The organism is Geodermatophilus obscurus, assembly GCF_900143215.1.
Classification (GTDB): domain Bacteria; phylum Actinomycetota; class Actinomycetes; order Mycobacteriales; family Geodermatophilaceae; genus Geodermatophilus; species Geodermatophilus obscurus_A.
This window is the reverse complement of record NZ_FRDM01000025.1, coordinates 23,038-38,406: the sequence shown is the minus strand read 5'-3', so window position 1 is coordinate 38,406 and position 15,369 is coordinate 23,038. Positions and strand designations below refer to the sequence as shown.

Sequence of the window (15,369 nt, the reverse complement as noted above, 5' to 3'; positions counted from 1 at the left end):
CCTACTCGGCGTCGGCGCCGAAGAGGCGCCGCCAGTTCTCGCGGCTGGTCAGCTGGGGCAGCGCGTCGCGGTACTGCTGCGCCGCGGCCGGGCCCTGCCGGGCGAGCCGGTAGCAGGCCGCGGCGCTCTGGCGCAGCAGCGCGACGGCCCGGTCGCGGTCCAGGTCGCGCACCCGCACGCCCTCCTGCGAGGCGTCGGTGACGATCGCCCGGCGGTACCGGGAGACGTGCCACCACTGGGCGTCGTCCGCGGTGACGGCCGCCGAGCCGGCGGTGCGCCCGGTCAGCTGCCACAGCAGGCGCTTGGCCAGCACTGCGCGGAACGCCGACGGGTCGGGCAGGCCCCGCGCGATGGACTCTCCGCGCAGCGGGACGCCGGGGACCTCCGCGGCGTCGTGCTTCACCGTCTCGGGGTGCGCCTTGCGCAGCTCGCGGACCTCACCGAGGACCCGCTGCCCGCCGTCGGCCAGGATCTCGGGGCCGGCGAGGAAATCGTCGATCCCCTTGAGAACGGTGGCGGCCAGGCCGTACTGCAGCCCGGCGACGTAGGCCACCAGGCGACCGAACAGCGTGACGGCGATCGACCGGCTGTCGAACCCGGTGTGCAGCGCCGAGGTGATCAGGCTGTTGCGGATGCTGAAGTACCGCGACCAGTCGTCCTGGTCCTTCCAGGTGAAGTCGGCGTGCCAGACGCCGGCCCCCGGGAGGGTGACGGTGGTGAAGCCGTTCTCGCGGGCGCGGTAGCCGTACTCGATGTCGTCCCACTGGAAGAACACCGGCAGCGGATAGCCGGTCGCCGAGACGATCTCCGAGGGCAGCAGCGCGCTCCACCAGGCGTTGTAGTCGGCGTCGACCCGCACCTCCTGGTTCTTCTCGGTGAGGTCGGCGTTCCACAACGCGCCGGGGACGACCTTGCCCGCCTGCAGCGCGACCAGGTCGGCGAACTCCGCACCGGTGTGCAGCCGCTTGGGGTGCAACGCGTACAGCATCTGCGCGCCCACGATCACCGGCTCGCGCGCCGAGTTGGCGAACGCGGTCATCCGGATGATCGACTCGGGCTCGAGGACGATGTCGTCGTCCATGAACAGGATGTTGGCGTGGTGCTCGGACTCCACCCCGGTGATCTCGTACATGCCGCGGGTGAAGCCGCCGGCGCCGCCGAGGTTGGCCTGGGTGATGTAGCGGAGCCGGCCGGCGAGGGCGGCGGAGACCTGCTCGAAGTCCGGGTGCGCGGAGACCCGCTTGTCCCCCTGATCGACGACGTAGACGGTGTCGAGCGCGTCGAGCGCCGGGAGGTCGGCGGCCATCGTCTGCAGGGTCTTCACGCAGTCCGCGGGGCGGTTGTGCGTGCAGATCACCACGGCGGTCTCCCGCGGTCGCGGCGGGTGCGGGATCGTCCACCGGCCGGAGGACACGCGGAGCTCCGCGTCGCCGGTGGAGAAGTCGGCCCACACGGCACCGCCGTCGACGAACCGGTCGAGCGCGACGGTCAGCGAGACCCGGTCCTCCCCCGACACCGAGGCGCCGGTGAGGAACCGCTCCTCCCCGGTGGGGTCGCTGGCGTACAGCTCGACGCGGCCCTCCCCCGAGGTCTCCGCCTCGAAGGTCATCTCCCGGACGGCGGTCCAGCGCTGCCAGTAGGAGGCGGGTACGCGACCGGAGTAGGTGTTGGTCGACAGCACCGTGTGCGGGGCGAGCCGGAACGAGGTGCGCCCCAGATCCACGTGGCCGCGGAGGCGCTTGGCGTACAGCTCGACCGGCAGACCCGGTGCGGGCGGCAGCGTCAGCAGGCGCTGCGCCAGCCCGGCGACGCCTGGCGTCGACTCGGTCTCGGCGACGGGCGGCTCTGCGGAGGTGGTGGTCATAGGCTTGTGCAGTCCTCAGGACGACGGCATGACGGGTCCGGGTCGCGCGGCGGTCGACCGGGCGTGGACCACCCACCGGTCACGGCGGCGACACGCGTCCCTCGACCGGCTTCGATGACCGCAGCATAGCCGCGCCGCCCCCTGACGGCCGGAGGGCCGGCAGAACGGGACCCCATCCGTCACAAACCTCCCAGGAGGGCCGCTCCACCCCGGCGGAACCAGTCCGTCCCACCCCCGGTTGCTACCGTCGCTGCGATGGCAGTCGCAGACCCCGAGGTCGGAGCGCCGACCCCCGTGACGAACGGGCTGGAGGTCGTCGCCGGACTGGTCGACGCCTACGCCGGCCGCACCCCCGTCGAGACCGTCGCGGTCGTCGGCAACGCCCCGGTGCCCCCCGACCCCGAGCGGGCCGCGGCCATCGACGCGGCCGACCTGGTGTTCCGCGTGAACGGCTTCGCCCTGGACGGGCCGCAGCAGCCCCGGGGGCTGGGCACCCGCGCCGACGTCGTGGTCACGCAGTGGGCCCTGGAGGCCACGCCGTGGGTCTTCGCCGACTACCGCTCCCGGCTGTACCTCTACAACGAGCCCGGGATGATGTACGCCGACGTCGAGCGGTTGCCCGCCTGGTGGCCGCCGGACCTCGGCCTGGTGCCGATCCCCAACCGCGAGGTCCACCAGCCGCTGTCCCGCGCGCTCGGCTTCGACCCGGCCCAGCCGCGGTGGGCGACGACGGGCACCGTCGCGGCCTGGCTGGCGCGCCTGCTCTACCCCGACGCGCGGCTGCTGCTCGCCGGGTTCTCCTTCATCTGGACCCCGGTGCAGTCGACCTGGGACCACGCCTACGGCGGGGCCTCGGTCCTGACCGGGGACCACGAGCTCATCGCGGAGGCCACCATGCTGCGCAGCTGGATCGAGGACGGCACCGCGGAGTACCTCCGGTGAGCGGCCCCCTGCGCCGGCTGGCGGTCGCGGTCCGGGTGAACCCGGTGTGGGCGCGCGTGCAGCGCAAGCTCGACACCGTCGTCGCCGTCCGCACCGATCCGGCCCTGCAGGACGTGCGCGACCACGTCGAGCACGTCGGCACCGACGTCCGGGCGGAGCTGCGGGCGGAGCTGCAGGCCGGCCTCGACGCGCTCCGCCGCACCGTCGACGAGCGCTGCGACGCCCTCGCCGGCGAGGTGCACCGGCTCGAGGACGAGCTGCGCCGCGTGTCCGGCGGGCTGGCCGAGCTGTGGGAGCACCACGGCCGGGTCTCCTTCGACGTCGACCGGCTGGGGCCGCACGTGGCCGCCCTCGAGGTGCGGATCGCCGACCGGGAGCGTGCGGAGACGCCGGTCGAGGTCGGCGGCCCCGAGGACACGACCGAAGCCCGCCGCCTGCTCGACGACGTGGTGCGCGAGCACGAGCGGATCCGGGTCCGCTTCAGCGGCATCGCGCTGTACGAGGAGCGGCTGCGCAAGCTGGAGGCCGCCCGCTGGCCCGGCCCCGCGACGGGCTCCGACGGCGCCGGCACCGCCTGACCCCGGCCCACACGACGGCGGCCGCCGGCCCCCTCCTGGGGACCGGCGGCCGCCGCCGTCGTACCGGTCAGTGCACGCGGGCGCTGGCCACCCGGTTCTCCACGACGATCTCGCCGTGCTCGAACTCGGTGAGCGTGCCCGTGGACGTCTCGACGGTGTCCGCGGTCGGGTAACCGAGCGGGGACGTCGTCTCGCCCACCTCGACGTAGTGGACGGCGGCCTCGCCCGTCACCACGTGGGCGCCGGTCGCCGGGGACCAGTAGATCGCCCCGTCCTGCAGCTCGACCTTGGCACCGCCGCCGGCCGCGCCGACGTCATCCGTGGTCGGGTAGCCCAGCTCCTGCGGGCCGCCCGCGGTCACGTACCGCTCGAGCAGGGCGCCGCGCACCACCTTCGCTCCGGTGGCCGGCGACCAGAACACGGTGCCGCCGCGGAACGTCGTCAGGTACCCGCCGTCGGGCGCGGCCGCGTCGTCCCCGGTCGGGTAGCCCAGCACCCCGGACTCCGCGCCCCACTGCCGCCACTTCGCCAGGATCTCCCCGCGCACGACTCGCGCCCCGGTCGCCGGTGACCAGTAGATCGCCCCGCCCTGCAGCTCGGCCTTGGCGCCGCCGCCGGCCGCGCCGACGTCATCCGTGGTCGGGTAGCCCAGCGCCTGCGGCCCCCCGCCGTCGAGGTAGCGCTGCAGGATGGCCCCGCGCATCACCTTCGCGCCGGCGGCCGGGGACCACCAGACGGTGCCGCCGCGGAAGGTGGTCAGGTACCCGCCGTTCGGGCCGACCGCGTCGTCCCCGGTCGGGTAGCCCAGCACCCCCGACTCCGCGCCCCAGGCCCGCCACCGGGCCAGGATCGCCCCGCGCACGACGTGCGCCCCGGTCGCCGGTGACCAGTAGATCGCGCCGCCCTGCAGCTCGGCCTTGGCGCCGCCGCCGGCCGCGCCGACGTCATCCGTGGTCGGGTAGCCCAGCACGCGCGGGCCACCGTGGGCCACGTAGCGGTCCAGGATCGCGCCGCGCAGCACCTTGGCCCCGGCTCCCGGCGACCACCAGACGGTGCCGCCCCGGAAGGTGGTCAGGTACCCGCCGTTCGGACCGGCCGCGTCGTCCCCGGTCGGGTAGCCCAGCGCCCCCGCCTCGGCACCCCATTCCCGCCACCTCGCGAGGATCGCCCCGCGCACGACGTGCGCCCCGGTCGCCGGCGACCAGTAGATCGCGCCACCCTGCAGCTCGGCCTTGGCGCCGCCGCCGGCCGCGCCGACGTCATCGGTCGTCGGGAAGCCGAGCACGGGTGCGCCGCCATGGGCGAGGTAGCGGTCGAGGAGGGCACCGCGCATGACGTGCGCCCCGGTCGACCCCGACCAGTACACGTGCCCGCCCCGGAAGGTGGTCCGGAAGCCGGAGGCGTACGCCTGGTCGTCGCCGGTCGGGTAGCCCAGCGCCCCGGACTCCGCGCCCCAGGCCCGCCACCGGGCCAGGATCGCGCCGCGCACGACTCGCGCCCCGGTCGCCGACGACCAGTAGATCGCCCCGCCCTGCAGCTCGGCCTTGGCACCGCCGCCGGCCGCGCCGACGTCGTCCGTCGTCGGGAAGCCGATCGCCCGGGGACCGCCCGCGGCCTCGTACCGGGCGAGGATCGCGCCGCGCAGCATGCGCGCCCCGGTGGGTGCCGACCAGTAGAGCGTCCCGCCCTGGAAGCGGGAGCGGAATCCACCGGGGACCGCCTCGTCCCCGCCGACCGGGTAACCGAGCACGCCGGCCTGGGCGCCCTTGGCGCGCCACGTGTCGAGCAGGTTGCCGCGCACCTCGCGCGCCCCGGTGGCCTGCGACCAGTAGATCGCGCCGCCCTGGAAGTCGGTGAACCAGCCGGGGTTCACCGGCGCCGCGGTGTCATCGCCCGTGGGGTAGCCGAGGAAGGGCACCCCGCCGAGGGCGAGGAAGTGCTGGAGGATCGCGCCGCGGACCACGTGAGCGCCGGTGTACTGCGACCAGAAGATCGTGCCGTGCTGCCAGCTGCCCCGGCAGCCGCCGTTGGGCAGGTCGCAGATGACCCCCGTGGTGGGCGCGCCCAGGTCCACGCCGGATGCCTTGAGCAGGGCATGCTTCTCGGTGACCGACGACGGGCCCGACTGGGTGTTGCCGAACCAGTCGACGTAGTAGTGGAAGAAGTTCCGGTTGCCGTAGGTGGAGCAGCGGTCGCCGGTGCCGTAACCGGCGCTCAGCGCGGCTTGGTTCGGCACGTAGGGCGTGTAGTTGTACAGCCCTGCGGTGGCCTGGTTGCGGATGTAGACCGGGACCTTGCCGCAGTCCCGGCTCTGATAGTTGAACTTCTCCGGCGTGGTCCCCTCCGGGAAGTACCGGATCTGGACGGTCATCCCCGGGCGGTGCGCATAGCTCGTCGGGTTCTTCGCGTAGACCTGGTACCGGCGGGCGGCGCTGTAGACCTGATTGGCGAAGCCGTTGTAAGCCGGATCGCAGCCGCCGTTGTCCGGGCAGGCGTACCCCATCGCCTCGCGGTAGCGCTTGACGGACCCGCTCCCGGTGACCAGGGATTGCTCCTTCTGCAGCATCACCAGCAGCACCCGCTGGCTGATCCCGCAGGCCGCGCCGGCCTTGGTGATGATGTCGGCCGCGCTCTCGTCAGGCCGGCCGGCGTACCCACGGCAGTACTGGTCCGCCGGCCGGTCGCCCGTGGTCTGGCGGTAGTGCTTCAGACAAGGGGACCCGTCGGCCGCCGGTTGGCACTTCACACCCTTGGCGTCGAGGAACGCCTGGACCTCGCTCCCGTTCATCGCCGCGCCGTTGAAGAACAGGTCGTCGCTGATGATGCTGCCCGGGTCGAACAGCCTCAGGTCGGCTGACTCGTGCAGGTCCGCGGGCTGCGGCGAGGAGCCGGCGACGAAGGCGAACGCCAGCCCGAGGCCGACCAGAGCGGTGGTGATCAGCCGGAGGCGGGACCTCACGGGACCACCACCTCGCCGGCCGCGGACTCCCCGACCGACGTGTCCGACGTGTAGCTGAGCACCGCCTCCCACGTGCCGGAGGTCAGCGTGGCGCCACCGACCCGCACCTCGCCGCAGTCGGTCGTGGTCACGTTCACCGTGCCGAGCGACTCACCCCGCAGCTCGACGCCGTCCCGGCGGAGGACCAGTGTGCAGGTGGCGTCCTCCTCCAGGACGCCGGCGGCGTACCCGCCGGCGACCACGGCCGCAGCGGCGGCGTCGTAGCCGGTGTAGGACAGCGAGACGGCCACGGTCGCGAGCCCGTCGGCCGCCTCGTCCTCCGGCGCGGCGGTGGGCGTCGGCGACACGTCGGCCGCGTCCTCGCCGGGCTCCTCCTCGACCGCGCCGTCGTCCTCCGTCGGCCTCGTCGCCGCGGGCGGAGTCGCCGTGGACGCGGTCGGCGGCAGCGCACTCGACGACGTCGGGACCGCCGCGGGTGTGCCGGTGGCGGCCGGTGCGGGGTCCTCCGACTGGGTCCAGAACCAGAACGCGCCGGCGGCCAGCAGGGTCACGAGGACCAGGACGGGACCACGACGGCTGCGACGGGTCTTGCGAGACAAGGGCACCCCCAGGTCGACCCACGGCCGGGTCGCTCATCGGCGTCCGGGCGGGGACAGCGGTGCCCCTCGCCCGGTGATCGCGGACGCATGTCAGCATCCGTGTCCGGGACGCTACGAGGCGTGATGACCCGCGGCGGGGAGCGACGCGGGTCCTGCGCCACGTGTGGTCACTGCGACACGGCCACGGCCCCGCTGGTGGCGTTCCACGTCATCCAGCCGCGCTCGAAGTCCGTGCGCAGACCGCCGGGGACGGGATAGCTCGACCGGGTCGGGAAGCCCAGCGTCGAGGAGCTGCCGCTCCGCTCCCAGTAGGTCCGCGCCATCGCGCCGGACACCACCTGGGTGCCGGTGGCCGGCGACCAGTACACGTCGCCGCCCTGGAACCGCACGACGTAGCCGCGGCCGTCGGCAGTCCTGGCGTCGCTGGTGGTCGGGAACCCCAGCGGGCCGGTCGCGCCGCCGGCGGCGAGCCAGGTGGACAGGATCGACCCGCGCACCACCTGCGGCCCCGTCGTGGGCGACCAGTAGACGTCGCCGCCCTGGAACCGCACGACGTAGCCGCGGCCGTCAGCTGTCTTCGCGTCGCTGGTGGTCGGGAACCCCAGCGGGCCGGTCGCGCCGCCGGCGGCGAGCCAGGTGGACAGGATCGAGCCGCGCACCACCTGCGTCCCGGTCGTGGGCGACCAGTAGACGTCGCCGCCCTGGAAGCGCACGAAGGCACCGCGGCCGTCGGCGGTCGGCGCGTCGCTCGTCGTCGGGAAGCCCAGCGGGCCGGTCGCTCCGCCGGTCGCCAACCAGGCGGCCAGGATGCCGCCCCGCACGATGCGGGGGCCGGTCGCTGCCGACCAGTACACGTCGCCGCCCTGGAAGCGCACGAAGTAGCCGCGGCCGTCGGCGGTCGGCGCGTCGCTCGTCGTCGGGAAGCCGAGGTAGCCGGTCGCGCCACCGGCGGCCAGCCAGGAGTTCAGGATCTCGCCCCGGACGATCCGGGTCCCGGTCGTGGGCGACCAGTAGACGTCGCCGCCCTGGAAGCGGACGTAGGCGCCCTTGCCCGGGACGGGAGTGTCGCTGGTCGTGGGGAAGCCGAGGTAGCCCCCGGGACCGCCCGCGGCCAGCCAGGTCTCCTTGATCGAGCCGAGGACGGTGCGCGCACCGGTGGCCGGCGACCAGTAGATGTCGCCGCGCTGGAAGCGCACGAAGTAGCCGCGGCCCTCCGGCGTCGGCGCGTCGCTCGTCGTCGGGAAGCCCAGGCCCCCGGTGGGCCCGCCGGCGGCCCGGTAGGCGTCGAGGATGTCGCCGCGCACGATCCGGGTCCCCGTCGTCGGCGACCACAGCACCTCGCCCCCCTGGAAGCGGACGTAGGCGCCCGGGCCGGCGGGCGTGTCGCTCGTCGTCGGGAAACCGAGGAAGCCCGTCGACCCGCCGGCGGCCAGCCAGGTCTCCCGGATCGAGCCGACGACCACGCGGGCACCGGTCGTCGGCGACCAGTAGATGTCCCCGCCCTGGAACCGCACGAAGTAGCCGCGCCCCTCGGGCGTCCGCGCGTCGCTGGTGGTCGGGAAGCCCAGACCCCCGGTCGCGCCGCCGGTGGCGAGCCAGGCGCCCAGGATGTCGCCCCGCACCAGCTGGGAGCCGGTCGCCGGGGACCAGTAGACGTCGCCGTGCTGGAAGCGGACGAACGCACCGCGGCCCCCGGGGGTCTGCGCGTCGTCGGTGATCGGCGGGCCGAGGACGGCGGGCCCGCCGGCCGCCAGGTACCGCTCGAGGATGCCGCCGAGCACCAGCCGGACGCCGCCCACCGGGGAGGAGTACAGCCGCGCGCCGTTGGCGTAGACCTGCCAGCTGACGCCGGCCGCCGACTGCTCGCCGCCCACCGGCGCGCCCAGCCAGGCCCGCAGACCGGCGTCGGAGTCGTACCGGGTGGCGATCGGCGACTTGCTGTTCGCCATCCGGGCGGCGACCTTGTCGCGGATCTCGCCCAGTCGCGCGTAGCCGTACCTCCCCGGGCACGCGGTGCCCTTGGTGTCGCGGTGCCCGAAGACGGTCGGCAGCGTGACCCGGGCGCCGGCGGCGTACTTGTCGGTGCCGCCCGAGGTGAGCGTCGTCGTCCCCCTGGGGTTGACGCCGTACAGCGAGAACTTCCAGCCGATGATCGCCGCGACCGAGTCGATCATCGCCTGGGGCGTGTCGACGACGTCGTAGTTGCCCATCATCGACACCCCGAAGGTCGAGGTGTTGAAGCCGCCGGCATGCGCGCCGACCACCGTGCTGGCCAGGCCGCCGGAGCGGCCCTCCCAGAGCCGGCCGAACTTGTCGACGAGGACGTTGTAGCCGATGTCGCCCCAGCCCAGGCTCTGCGCGTGGTACGTGTACGTCGAGCGCAGGATCGCCGGCACCTGGTCGGCGGTGTAGTTGTTGGAACCGGCGGTGTGGTGCAGCGTCGCGGCCTTGATGGTGCTGGCGTACTGCGGAGCCCAGCCCATGATCCGCTCGTCGGCGCCCCACTGCGCCCGGGAGAAGACCGGCGGCATCGCCACGGCCGCGTCGGCGGTCTCGGTGATGTCGGGGTCGTCGAGGGAGGCGTCGGCCGCGCTCTCGCCCGGGTCGACGAGGTCCAGCTGCACGTCGGTGGGCTGGGCGCCCGACCGGGTCACCAGCTCGGCCTCCACCGCGTCCGCCGGCCCGGTCCACAGCGGCGCCGTCCCGCCGCGGACGGGGGTGCCGGTGTCGGTCCCGGTCTCCTGCTCGGCCGCCTCCGCGCTGACCTCCGTCCACGGCCCCCAGGTCCCGGCGAGGTCGCGCACCCGCACCTGCACGACGGTGTCGGTCACCGCCGGGTCGAAGGCCCACGTGACGCCGACGAGGGAGAACTCCGCCACGTCGGTGGCGCTCGCCGAGAGCGTCGGAACGGCGTCGGGCGCCCCGGCGACCGGGTCGGTGGTGCCCGCCTGCACTTCGGCCGCAGGCGCGGGGTCGCTGACCGACCCCATCGCCACCTCCTGGACCGACGTCTCGACGGGCACGGCCTCGGGGGTCGGCTCGGAGTAGACGGGCAGCACCAGGACGACGCCGGTCAGGGCGACGAAGGCGGTGGTTCCGGCGAGCAGGCGACGCACGGGTTGGTCCTCCGGTGGAGCGTGGCGGCTGCACCCCTGCAGCCGGGCGCATCTGTCCACGGAGAGCATCGGCGGGCACCCCGTCGGTCTTGAGCCGAAGCGGCCGCGACATGCGGGAGGACCCGTTCGTGCCGACCCGCTGGCCACTCCGGTCCCACCGACCACCGAGGTCAGCGGGCCGGCCACCCCTGCAGCGCGAGGTGCAGCGCGGTCCGCCACGGCCGCGGGGCCGGCAGGCCGGTGGCCAGCCACGCGCTGCCGTCGAGCACCGACCACGCCGGGCGCGGTGCGGGGCGCGGGAACGCCGCGGTCGTCGTCGGTGCCACCAGGGCCGGGTCGGCGCCGACCTCCTCGTAGACGGCGCGCGCCAGCCCGTACCAGCTGACCGCGCCGGCGTCGGTGCGGTGCAGCACCGGCGGCACCGGCCCCGGGCGGGCGCCGAGCGCCACCAGGCCGGTGGCCAGGTCGGCGGCCCACGTCGGCGAGCCGATCTGGTCGTCGACCACCGAGACCGGGGCGCCGTCGAGGGCGCGGCCGGCCATGGTGCGCACGAAGTTGCCGCCGTGCGCGCCGTACACCCACGCGGTGCGGACGACGGTGGCGTCGCCGCCGGCGGCCGCGACCGCGCGCTCCCCCGCCGCCTTGGTCCGGCCGTAGGCCGAGCGCGGCGCCACCGGGGCGTCCACCGGATAGGGCTCGCCCGCCTCCCCGTCGAAGACGTAGTCGGTCGAGACGTGCACCAGCCGCCCGCGTCCGGCGAGCTCCTCGGCCAGCCAGCCGGGGGCGCGGCCGTTGACCAGCAGCGCGGTGTCCTCGTCGGTCTCCGCAGCGTCGACGGCGGTGTAGGCGGCGGCGTTGAGGACGACGGGACGGGCTCCGCGGACGCCGTCCAGCCAGCGGCGGACGACGTCGCGCACCTGCCGCTCGTCGGTCAGGTCGAGCTCGGCACGCCCGAGCGCGGTGACGGAGTCCCCGGGCCGGCCGGCCAGGACGGCGAGCAGGTCGCCGCCGAGCTGCCCACGGGCGCCGGTGACCAGCCAGGCGATCGGGGAGTCGGGCCCGGTCATGCCCGGGCGGGAGCCGCCGTGCCGGCGAGCCCGGCCTTGAGCGGCTCCCACCAGGCCCGGTTGTCCCGGTACCACTGCACGGTGCGGGCGAGCCCGTCCTCGAAGCTCGTCCGGGGCGCGTAGCCGAGCGCGGCGGTCTTGGAGTAGTCGACCGAGTAGCGCAGGTCGTGGCCGCCGCCGCGCGGGTCGACGATGTTCTCCACGTAGCTCCAGTCGCGGCCGGTGGCCTCGAGCAGCTTCTCGGTCAGCTCCCGGTTGGACAGCTCGCGGCCGCCGCCGATGTTGTAGAACTCGCCGGGCCGCCCGTGCTCCAGCACCAGCTGGACGCCCCGGCAGTGGTCGTCGACGAACAGCCAGTCGCGCACGTTGGCGCCCTCGCCGTACAGCGGCACCTTGTGCCCGTCGAGCAGGTTGGTGACGAACAGCGGGATGACCTTCTCGGGGAAGTGGTAGGGCCCGTAGTTGTTGCTGCACCGGGTGATCGAGATGTCCAGCCCGTAGGTCGTCGCGTACGCGCGGGCGATCAGGTCACCGCCGGCCTTGGCCGCCGAGTACGGCGAGTTGGGCTCGAGCAGGTGGTCCTCGGTCCACGAGCCCTCGTCGATGGAGCCGTAGACCTCGTCGGTGGAGACGTGCACGACCCGGCGGACGCCGTGCCGCAGGCAGGCCTCGAAGGCCTGCTGGGCGCCCAGCACGTTGGTCAGCACGAACTCCGAGGCACCGGTGATCGAGCGGTCGACGTGCGACTCGGCGGCGAAGTTGACGACGACGTCATGACCGGGCAGCGCGGCGTCGAGGTCGGCGGCGCTGCAGATGTCGCCGCGCACGAAGCGGTACCGCGGCGAGTCGGCCACCGGGGCCAGGTTGGCGAGGTTGCCGGCGTAGGTGAGCTTGTCGAAGACGGTCACCTCGGCGTCCTCGAACCCGGGGTAGCCGCCGGTGAGGAGAGTCCGGACGTAGTGCGAGCCGATGAAGCCCGCTCCCCCGGTGACGAGGACGCGCATGCGCCGATCCTCCCGCCCGGGTGCCGCCGGAGCATCCTCCGGCGGAGTGAGGCGTGTCGCGGAGCGCTGTTAGCGTCGCCTGCGTGCCGGCTCCGGGGAACGCACCGCGGGTGGTCGCCGTCGTCCCCGCCCGCGCCGGCTCGCAGGGCCTGCCCGGCAAGAACCTCGCCCGGATCGGCGGGCTCTCCCTCGTCGGCCACGCCGTCCGCGCCGCCCGCGACGCCGGCGTGACCGAGGTCGTCGTCACCACCGACGGCGCCGCCATCGCGGCCGAGGCCCGGGATCTCGGGTGCACGGTCGTCGACCGGCCGGCCGAGCTGGCCACCGGTGACAGCCGCACGGTGGACGCCGTCCTGCACGCCGTTCGCACGCTGGCGCTGCCCGCGGACACCCTCGTGCTGCTGCTGCAGCCCACCTCGCCGCTGCGCACCGGTGACGACGTGCGCGCCGTCCTGGACCGGCACGCGGCCGGCGACGTGGGCAGCACGCTGACCGGCTGCGCGGTCGCCCACCACCCGCTCAAGCAGCTGCTCGTCGACGACGCGGGGACGGCGTCCCCGGTGCGCACCTGGGCCGACCTCGAGGCACCGCGCCAGCAGCTGCCCCGCGCGCTGCGCCCGAACGGCGCGGTCTACGTCACCGCCGCCGGGGACATGGCTGCGGCCGGAGCCGTCCTGGTGCCACCGCTCGCGGTGGTCGAGATGCCCGAGGAGCGCAGCCTCGACGTCGACACCGCCGCGGACCTCGCCGCCGCGTGCGCCCTGCTGGAGGGCTAGACGCCCTCGGCCAGCGGCCGGTCGACGAAGCGCTTCTGCAACCCCAGGGCCCACACGTCGTCCCCGCAGACCGCCTCGACGATCCGCCCGGCGGCGCCGACGGAGCCGAAGTGCTCCTCCGGCCGGCTGCGGCCCGCGGCCCGCGCGGCCTCGATCGCGCCGGCCACCTCCTGGGCCACGGCCGGCACGTGCCGCACCGAGGCGGCCGGGGAGCGGTCGGTCTGACGTGACCCGACGTCGACCGACGGCGTGCCGAGCACCGGCGCCTCCCGGACGCCGCTGCTGGAGTTGCCGACGACGACCTCGGCGTGGCGGACCAGCGTCAGGTAGGCGGGGAAGCGCATGGACGGCAGCCGGACGACGCCCGGGCGGTCGTCGAGCCGCTCGAGCGCGGCCCGGACGTCGTGCGTGCCCTCGTCGTTGTTGGGGTCGATGACCACCCAGGAGCCCCCGGCGGCGAGGACGCCGTCGACGACCGCCTCGGCGTGCCGCCGGTTGAGGTCGAGCTCGGTGGTCACCGGGTGCAGGGCCAGCACGCCGTAGGGCGGGGCCGGCGTGCCGTAGTGCTCGCGCACCGGGGCCAGGTCCGAGTCCGCCGCGACCGCGAGCGCGTCGGCCTCGGGGCTGCCGACGACCAGCACGCGGTCGGCCTCCTCCCCCAGCTGCAGCAGCCGGGCCCGGGCGTGGTCGTTGGCGACGAAGTGCACGTGGGCGTGCTTGCTCAGCGAGTGCCGGATGGCGTCGTCGATGGTCCCGGAGACCTCGCCGCCCTCGACGTGCGCGACGCGGGTGTTGGTGAGGCTGCCGGCGAGCGCGCCGGCCAGCGCCTCGACCCGGTCCCCGTGCACCAGCACCATGTCCGCGGACTCGGCGAGCAGCAGCCGGGCGATCGAGTTGATGCTGTTGGCCAGCACCAGGGCCATCGGCTCGTCCTCGACCTGGTTCGGCACGTGGTGCAGGTGTCGCAGCCCCGCCCGCTCGATCTCGCGCAGGGTGTACCCGTAGCGGTGCAGCAGGTGCATGCCGGTGACCACGAGCGAGAACTCGAGGCCCCGGGCCTCCTGCAGCCCCAGGTAGACGTCGCGCATCTTGCCGAAGTCCGCGCGCGTGCCGGTGAGGCCGACGACGCGGCGGGGCCGCCCCGGAGCCGTCACGCGTCCTCCTCGCTGCCCCCCGCGAGCGGGAGGTGCCCCCAGCTCGCCGACCGCGCGGCGAGCCGTGCTGTGCACCTGGGTGACCTCGCCAGCTCCGTCACGCTTCTGCCAGGTCGGCCCACGCCACCTGCACGTCGGCGGACAGGTCCCGGCCGGCCCGCCGGCCGAGGACGTCGTCGTAGTGCTTGGCCACGACCTCGCCGGTGCCCGGGCGCTTCACCCACAGGTTGTCGACGGTGAACTCCTCGCCGGCGGCGACCGGCTTGGTGGTCACGACGCAGGCGTAGGCGAAGTCGATGGTGGGCTGCTCCTCGGGGAGGATCTCCTTGCGGCCGCCGCGGGCCAGGCCGAGCAGGTCGGCGCCCTCGATGAGCCGGGCGAACTCCTCCGGGGTGCTGGAGATCGGGATGTCCGGCCCGCTCCAGGACAGGTCCGAGGTGAAGTGCCGCTCGAGCACGCTGGCGCCGACGGCGACCGCGCCGAGGCAGGCGTAGATCGAGGTGGTGTGGTCGGACAGGCCCAGGACGGCGTCGGGGAAGGCCTCCCCCAGCTCGGTGATCCCCCCGAGGCGGACCTTCTCCGGCGGGGTGGGGTACATGCTCGTGCAGTGCATCAGCGCGAACGGCACCCCGCTGGCGCGCAGCAGCTCCACCGACGGGCGGATGGTGCTGACGTCGTTCATCCCGGTGCTCAGCAGCACCGGCTTGCCGAACGAGGCGATGTGCCGGACCAGCGGGTAGTTGTTGCACTCCCCTGAGCCGATCTTGAACGCCGGGACGTCGAGCCCGGCCAGCCGGTCGGCCGCGGCCCGGCTGAACGGCGTGGACAGCGCCAGCATGCCGCGCTCGTGCGCGTGGGCGAACACCTCGCGCTCCTCGCCCGCCGAGAGCGCGCAGCGCTGCATCATCCCGTAGATCGACTCGTCGGCGTTCCCGGGCACGACGTCGTTGGGGATCATCTCGTCCTCGACCACGTGCGACTGGAACTTGACGCACTCGACCCCGGCGTCGGCAGCGTCGTCGATCATGCGGTGCATCCGCTCGAGGTCGCCGTCGTGGTTGATGCCGAGCTCGGCGATCACGAGCGGACGCTCGCCGGGACCGACCCGGCGGGTGCCGACGGACAGGGTCCCCGGGGTGTTCGTCATGCCGCCACGGTACGAGTCCACCCCCCGCCGTCCGCGACCACGGCGTCGCCCCAGCACCGCTCGTCACACGTGTCCCGTTTCGTCACGGCACGCGAGCCGATGGCGGCCGCGGCGACCTAGCATCGCCTCAGCCTCCGGGTCGACGCCCGCCGCCACGGCGGCT

General features: G+C 74.5%; 11 protein-coding genes. 3 read left to right on the top strand and 8 right to left on the bottom strand.

Annotated features, from left to right (window positions below; translation table 11 throughout):
• Position 1: 1 nt before the first annotated feature.
• Positions 2-1,864 carry a glycosyltransferase gene (locus BUB17_RS18505; protein ID WP_072920158.1) on the bottom strand — a complete coding sequence of 621 codons (1,863 nt, stop codon included), beginning with the start codon at positions 1,862-1,864 and terminating at the stop codon, positions 2-4.
• A 255-nt stretch (positions 1,865-2,119) separates the two neighbouring features.
• On the opposite strand from BUB17_RS18505, the gene BUB17_RS18500 reads away from it, so the two are divergent.
• Both BUB17_RS18500 and BUB17_RS18495 read left to right on the top strand, forming a co-directional pair.
• Entirely contained in the window at positions 2,120-2,806 is a 687-nt protein-coding gene (locus BUB17_RS18500; protein WP_141243088.1) for a hypothetical protein, read from the top strand.
• Positions 2,803-3,384: a hypothetical protein gene (locus BUB17_RS18495; RefSeq protein WP_072920157.1), complete on the top strand. Its 582-nt coding sequence runs from the start codon at positions 2,803-2,805 to the stop codon at positions 3,382-3,384. Before BUB17_RS18500 ends, BUB17_RS18495 begins: the two co-directional genes overlap by 4 nt.
• 67 nt (positions 3,385-3,451) lie before the next feature.
• Here BUB17_RS18495 and BUB17_RS26255 read toward each other — a convergent pair whose 3' ends face one another.
• The 5 genes from BUB17_RS26255 to rfbB form a co-directional block, all read right to left on the bottom strand.
• Entirely contained in the window at positions 3,452-6,343 is a 2,892-nt protein-coding gene (locus BUB17_RS26255; RefSeq protein WP_072920156.1) for an LGFP repeat-containing protein, read from the bottom strand.
• Complete coding sequence (locus BUB17_RS18485) at positions 6,340-6,894, bottom strand: hypothetical protein (RefSeq protein ID WP_072920155.1); 555 nt, start codon at positions 6,892-6,894, stop codon at positions 6,340-6,342. The genes BUB17_RS26255 and BUB17_RS18485 overlap by 4 nt, the downstream gene beginning before the upstream one ends.
• A gap of 215 nt (positions 6,895-7,109) precedes the next feature.
• Complete coding sequence (locus BUB17_RS18480; RefSeq protein WP_244277363.1) at positions 7,110-10,058, bottom strand: N-acetylmuramoyl-L-alanine amidase; 2,949 nt, start codon at positions 10,056-10,058, stop codon at positions 7,110-7,112.
• A gap of 170 nt (positions 10,059-10,228) precedes the next feature.
• Positions 10,229-11,125 carry a dTDP-4-dehydrorhamnose reductase gene (rfbD, locus tag BUB17_RS18475; RefSeq protein WP_072920176.1) on the bottom strand — a complete coding sequence of 299 codons (897 nt, stop codon included), beginning with the start codon at positions 11,123-11,125 and terminating at the stop codon, positions 10,229-10,231.
• Positions 11,122-12,129 carry a dTDP-glucose 4,6-dehydratase gene (rfbB, locus tag BUB17_RS18470; RefSeq protein WP_072920154.1) on the bottom strand — a complete coding sequence of 336 codons (1,008 nt, stop codon included), beginning with the start codon at positions 12,127-12,129 and terminating at the stop codon, positions 11,122-11,124. Before rfbB ends, rfbD begins: the two co-directional genes overlap by 4 nt.
• 83 nt (positions 12,130-12,212) lie before the next feature.
• Here rfbB and BUB17_RS18465 point away from each other — a divergent pair, with 83 nt between their 5' ends.
• A complete protein-coding gene (locus tag BUB17_RS18465) occupies positions 12,213-12,905 on the top strand; it encodes an acylneuraminate cytidylyltransferase family protein (RefSeq protein WP_175561414.1) in 693 nt (230 codons plus the stop codon).
• Here BUB17_RS18465 and neuC read toward each other — a convergent pair.
• Both neuC and BUB17_RS18455 read right to left on the bottom strand, forming a co-directional pair.
• A complete protein-coding gene (gene neuC, locus BUB17_RS18460; RefSeq protein WP_072920153.1) occupies positions 12,902-14,059 on the bottom strand; it encodes a UDP-N-acetylglucosamine 2-epimerase in 1,158 nt (385 codons plus the stop codon). The genes BUB17_RS18465 and neuC overlap by 4 nt on opposite strands.
• Positions 14,060-14,156: 97 nt before the next feature.
• Entirely contained in the window at positions 14,157-15,206 is a 1,050-nt protein-coding gene (locus BUB17_RS18455; RefSeq protein WP_072920174.1) for an N-acetylneuraminate synthase family protein, read from the bottom strand.
• Positions 15,207-15,369: the final 163 nt, after the last annotated feature.

Excerpts from the sequence above, each read along its gene's own strand:
- BUB17_RS18505 (WP_072920158.1), bottom strand. The coding sequence starts at position 1,864 with ATGACCACCACCTCCGCAGAGCCGCCCGTCGCCGAGACCGAGTCGACG.
- BUB17_RS18500 (WP_141243088.1), top strand. The coding sequence starts at position 2,120 with ATGGCAGTCGCAGACCCCGAGGTCGGAGCGCCGACCCCCGTGACGAAC.
- rfbD (WP_072920176.1), bottom strand. The coding sequence starts at position 11,125 with ATGACCGGGCCCGACTCCCCGATCGCCTGGCTGGTCACCGGCGCCCGT.
- rfbB (WP_072920154.1), bottom strand. The coding sequence starts at position 12,129 with ATGCGCGTCCTCGTCACCGGGGGAGCGGGCTTCATCGGCTCGCACTAC.
- BUB17_RS18455 (WP_072920174.1), bottom strand. The coding sequence starts at position 15,206 with ATGACGAACACCCCGGGGACCCTGTCCGTCGGCACCCGCCGGGTCGGT.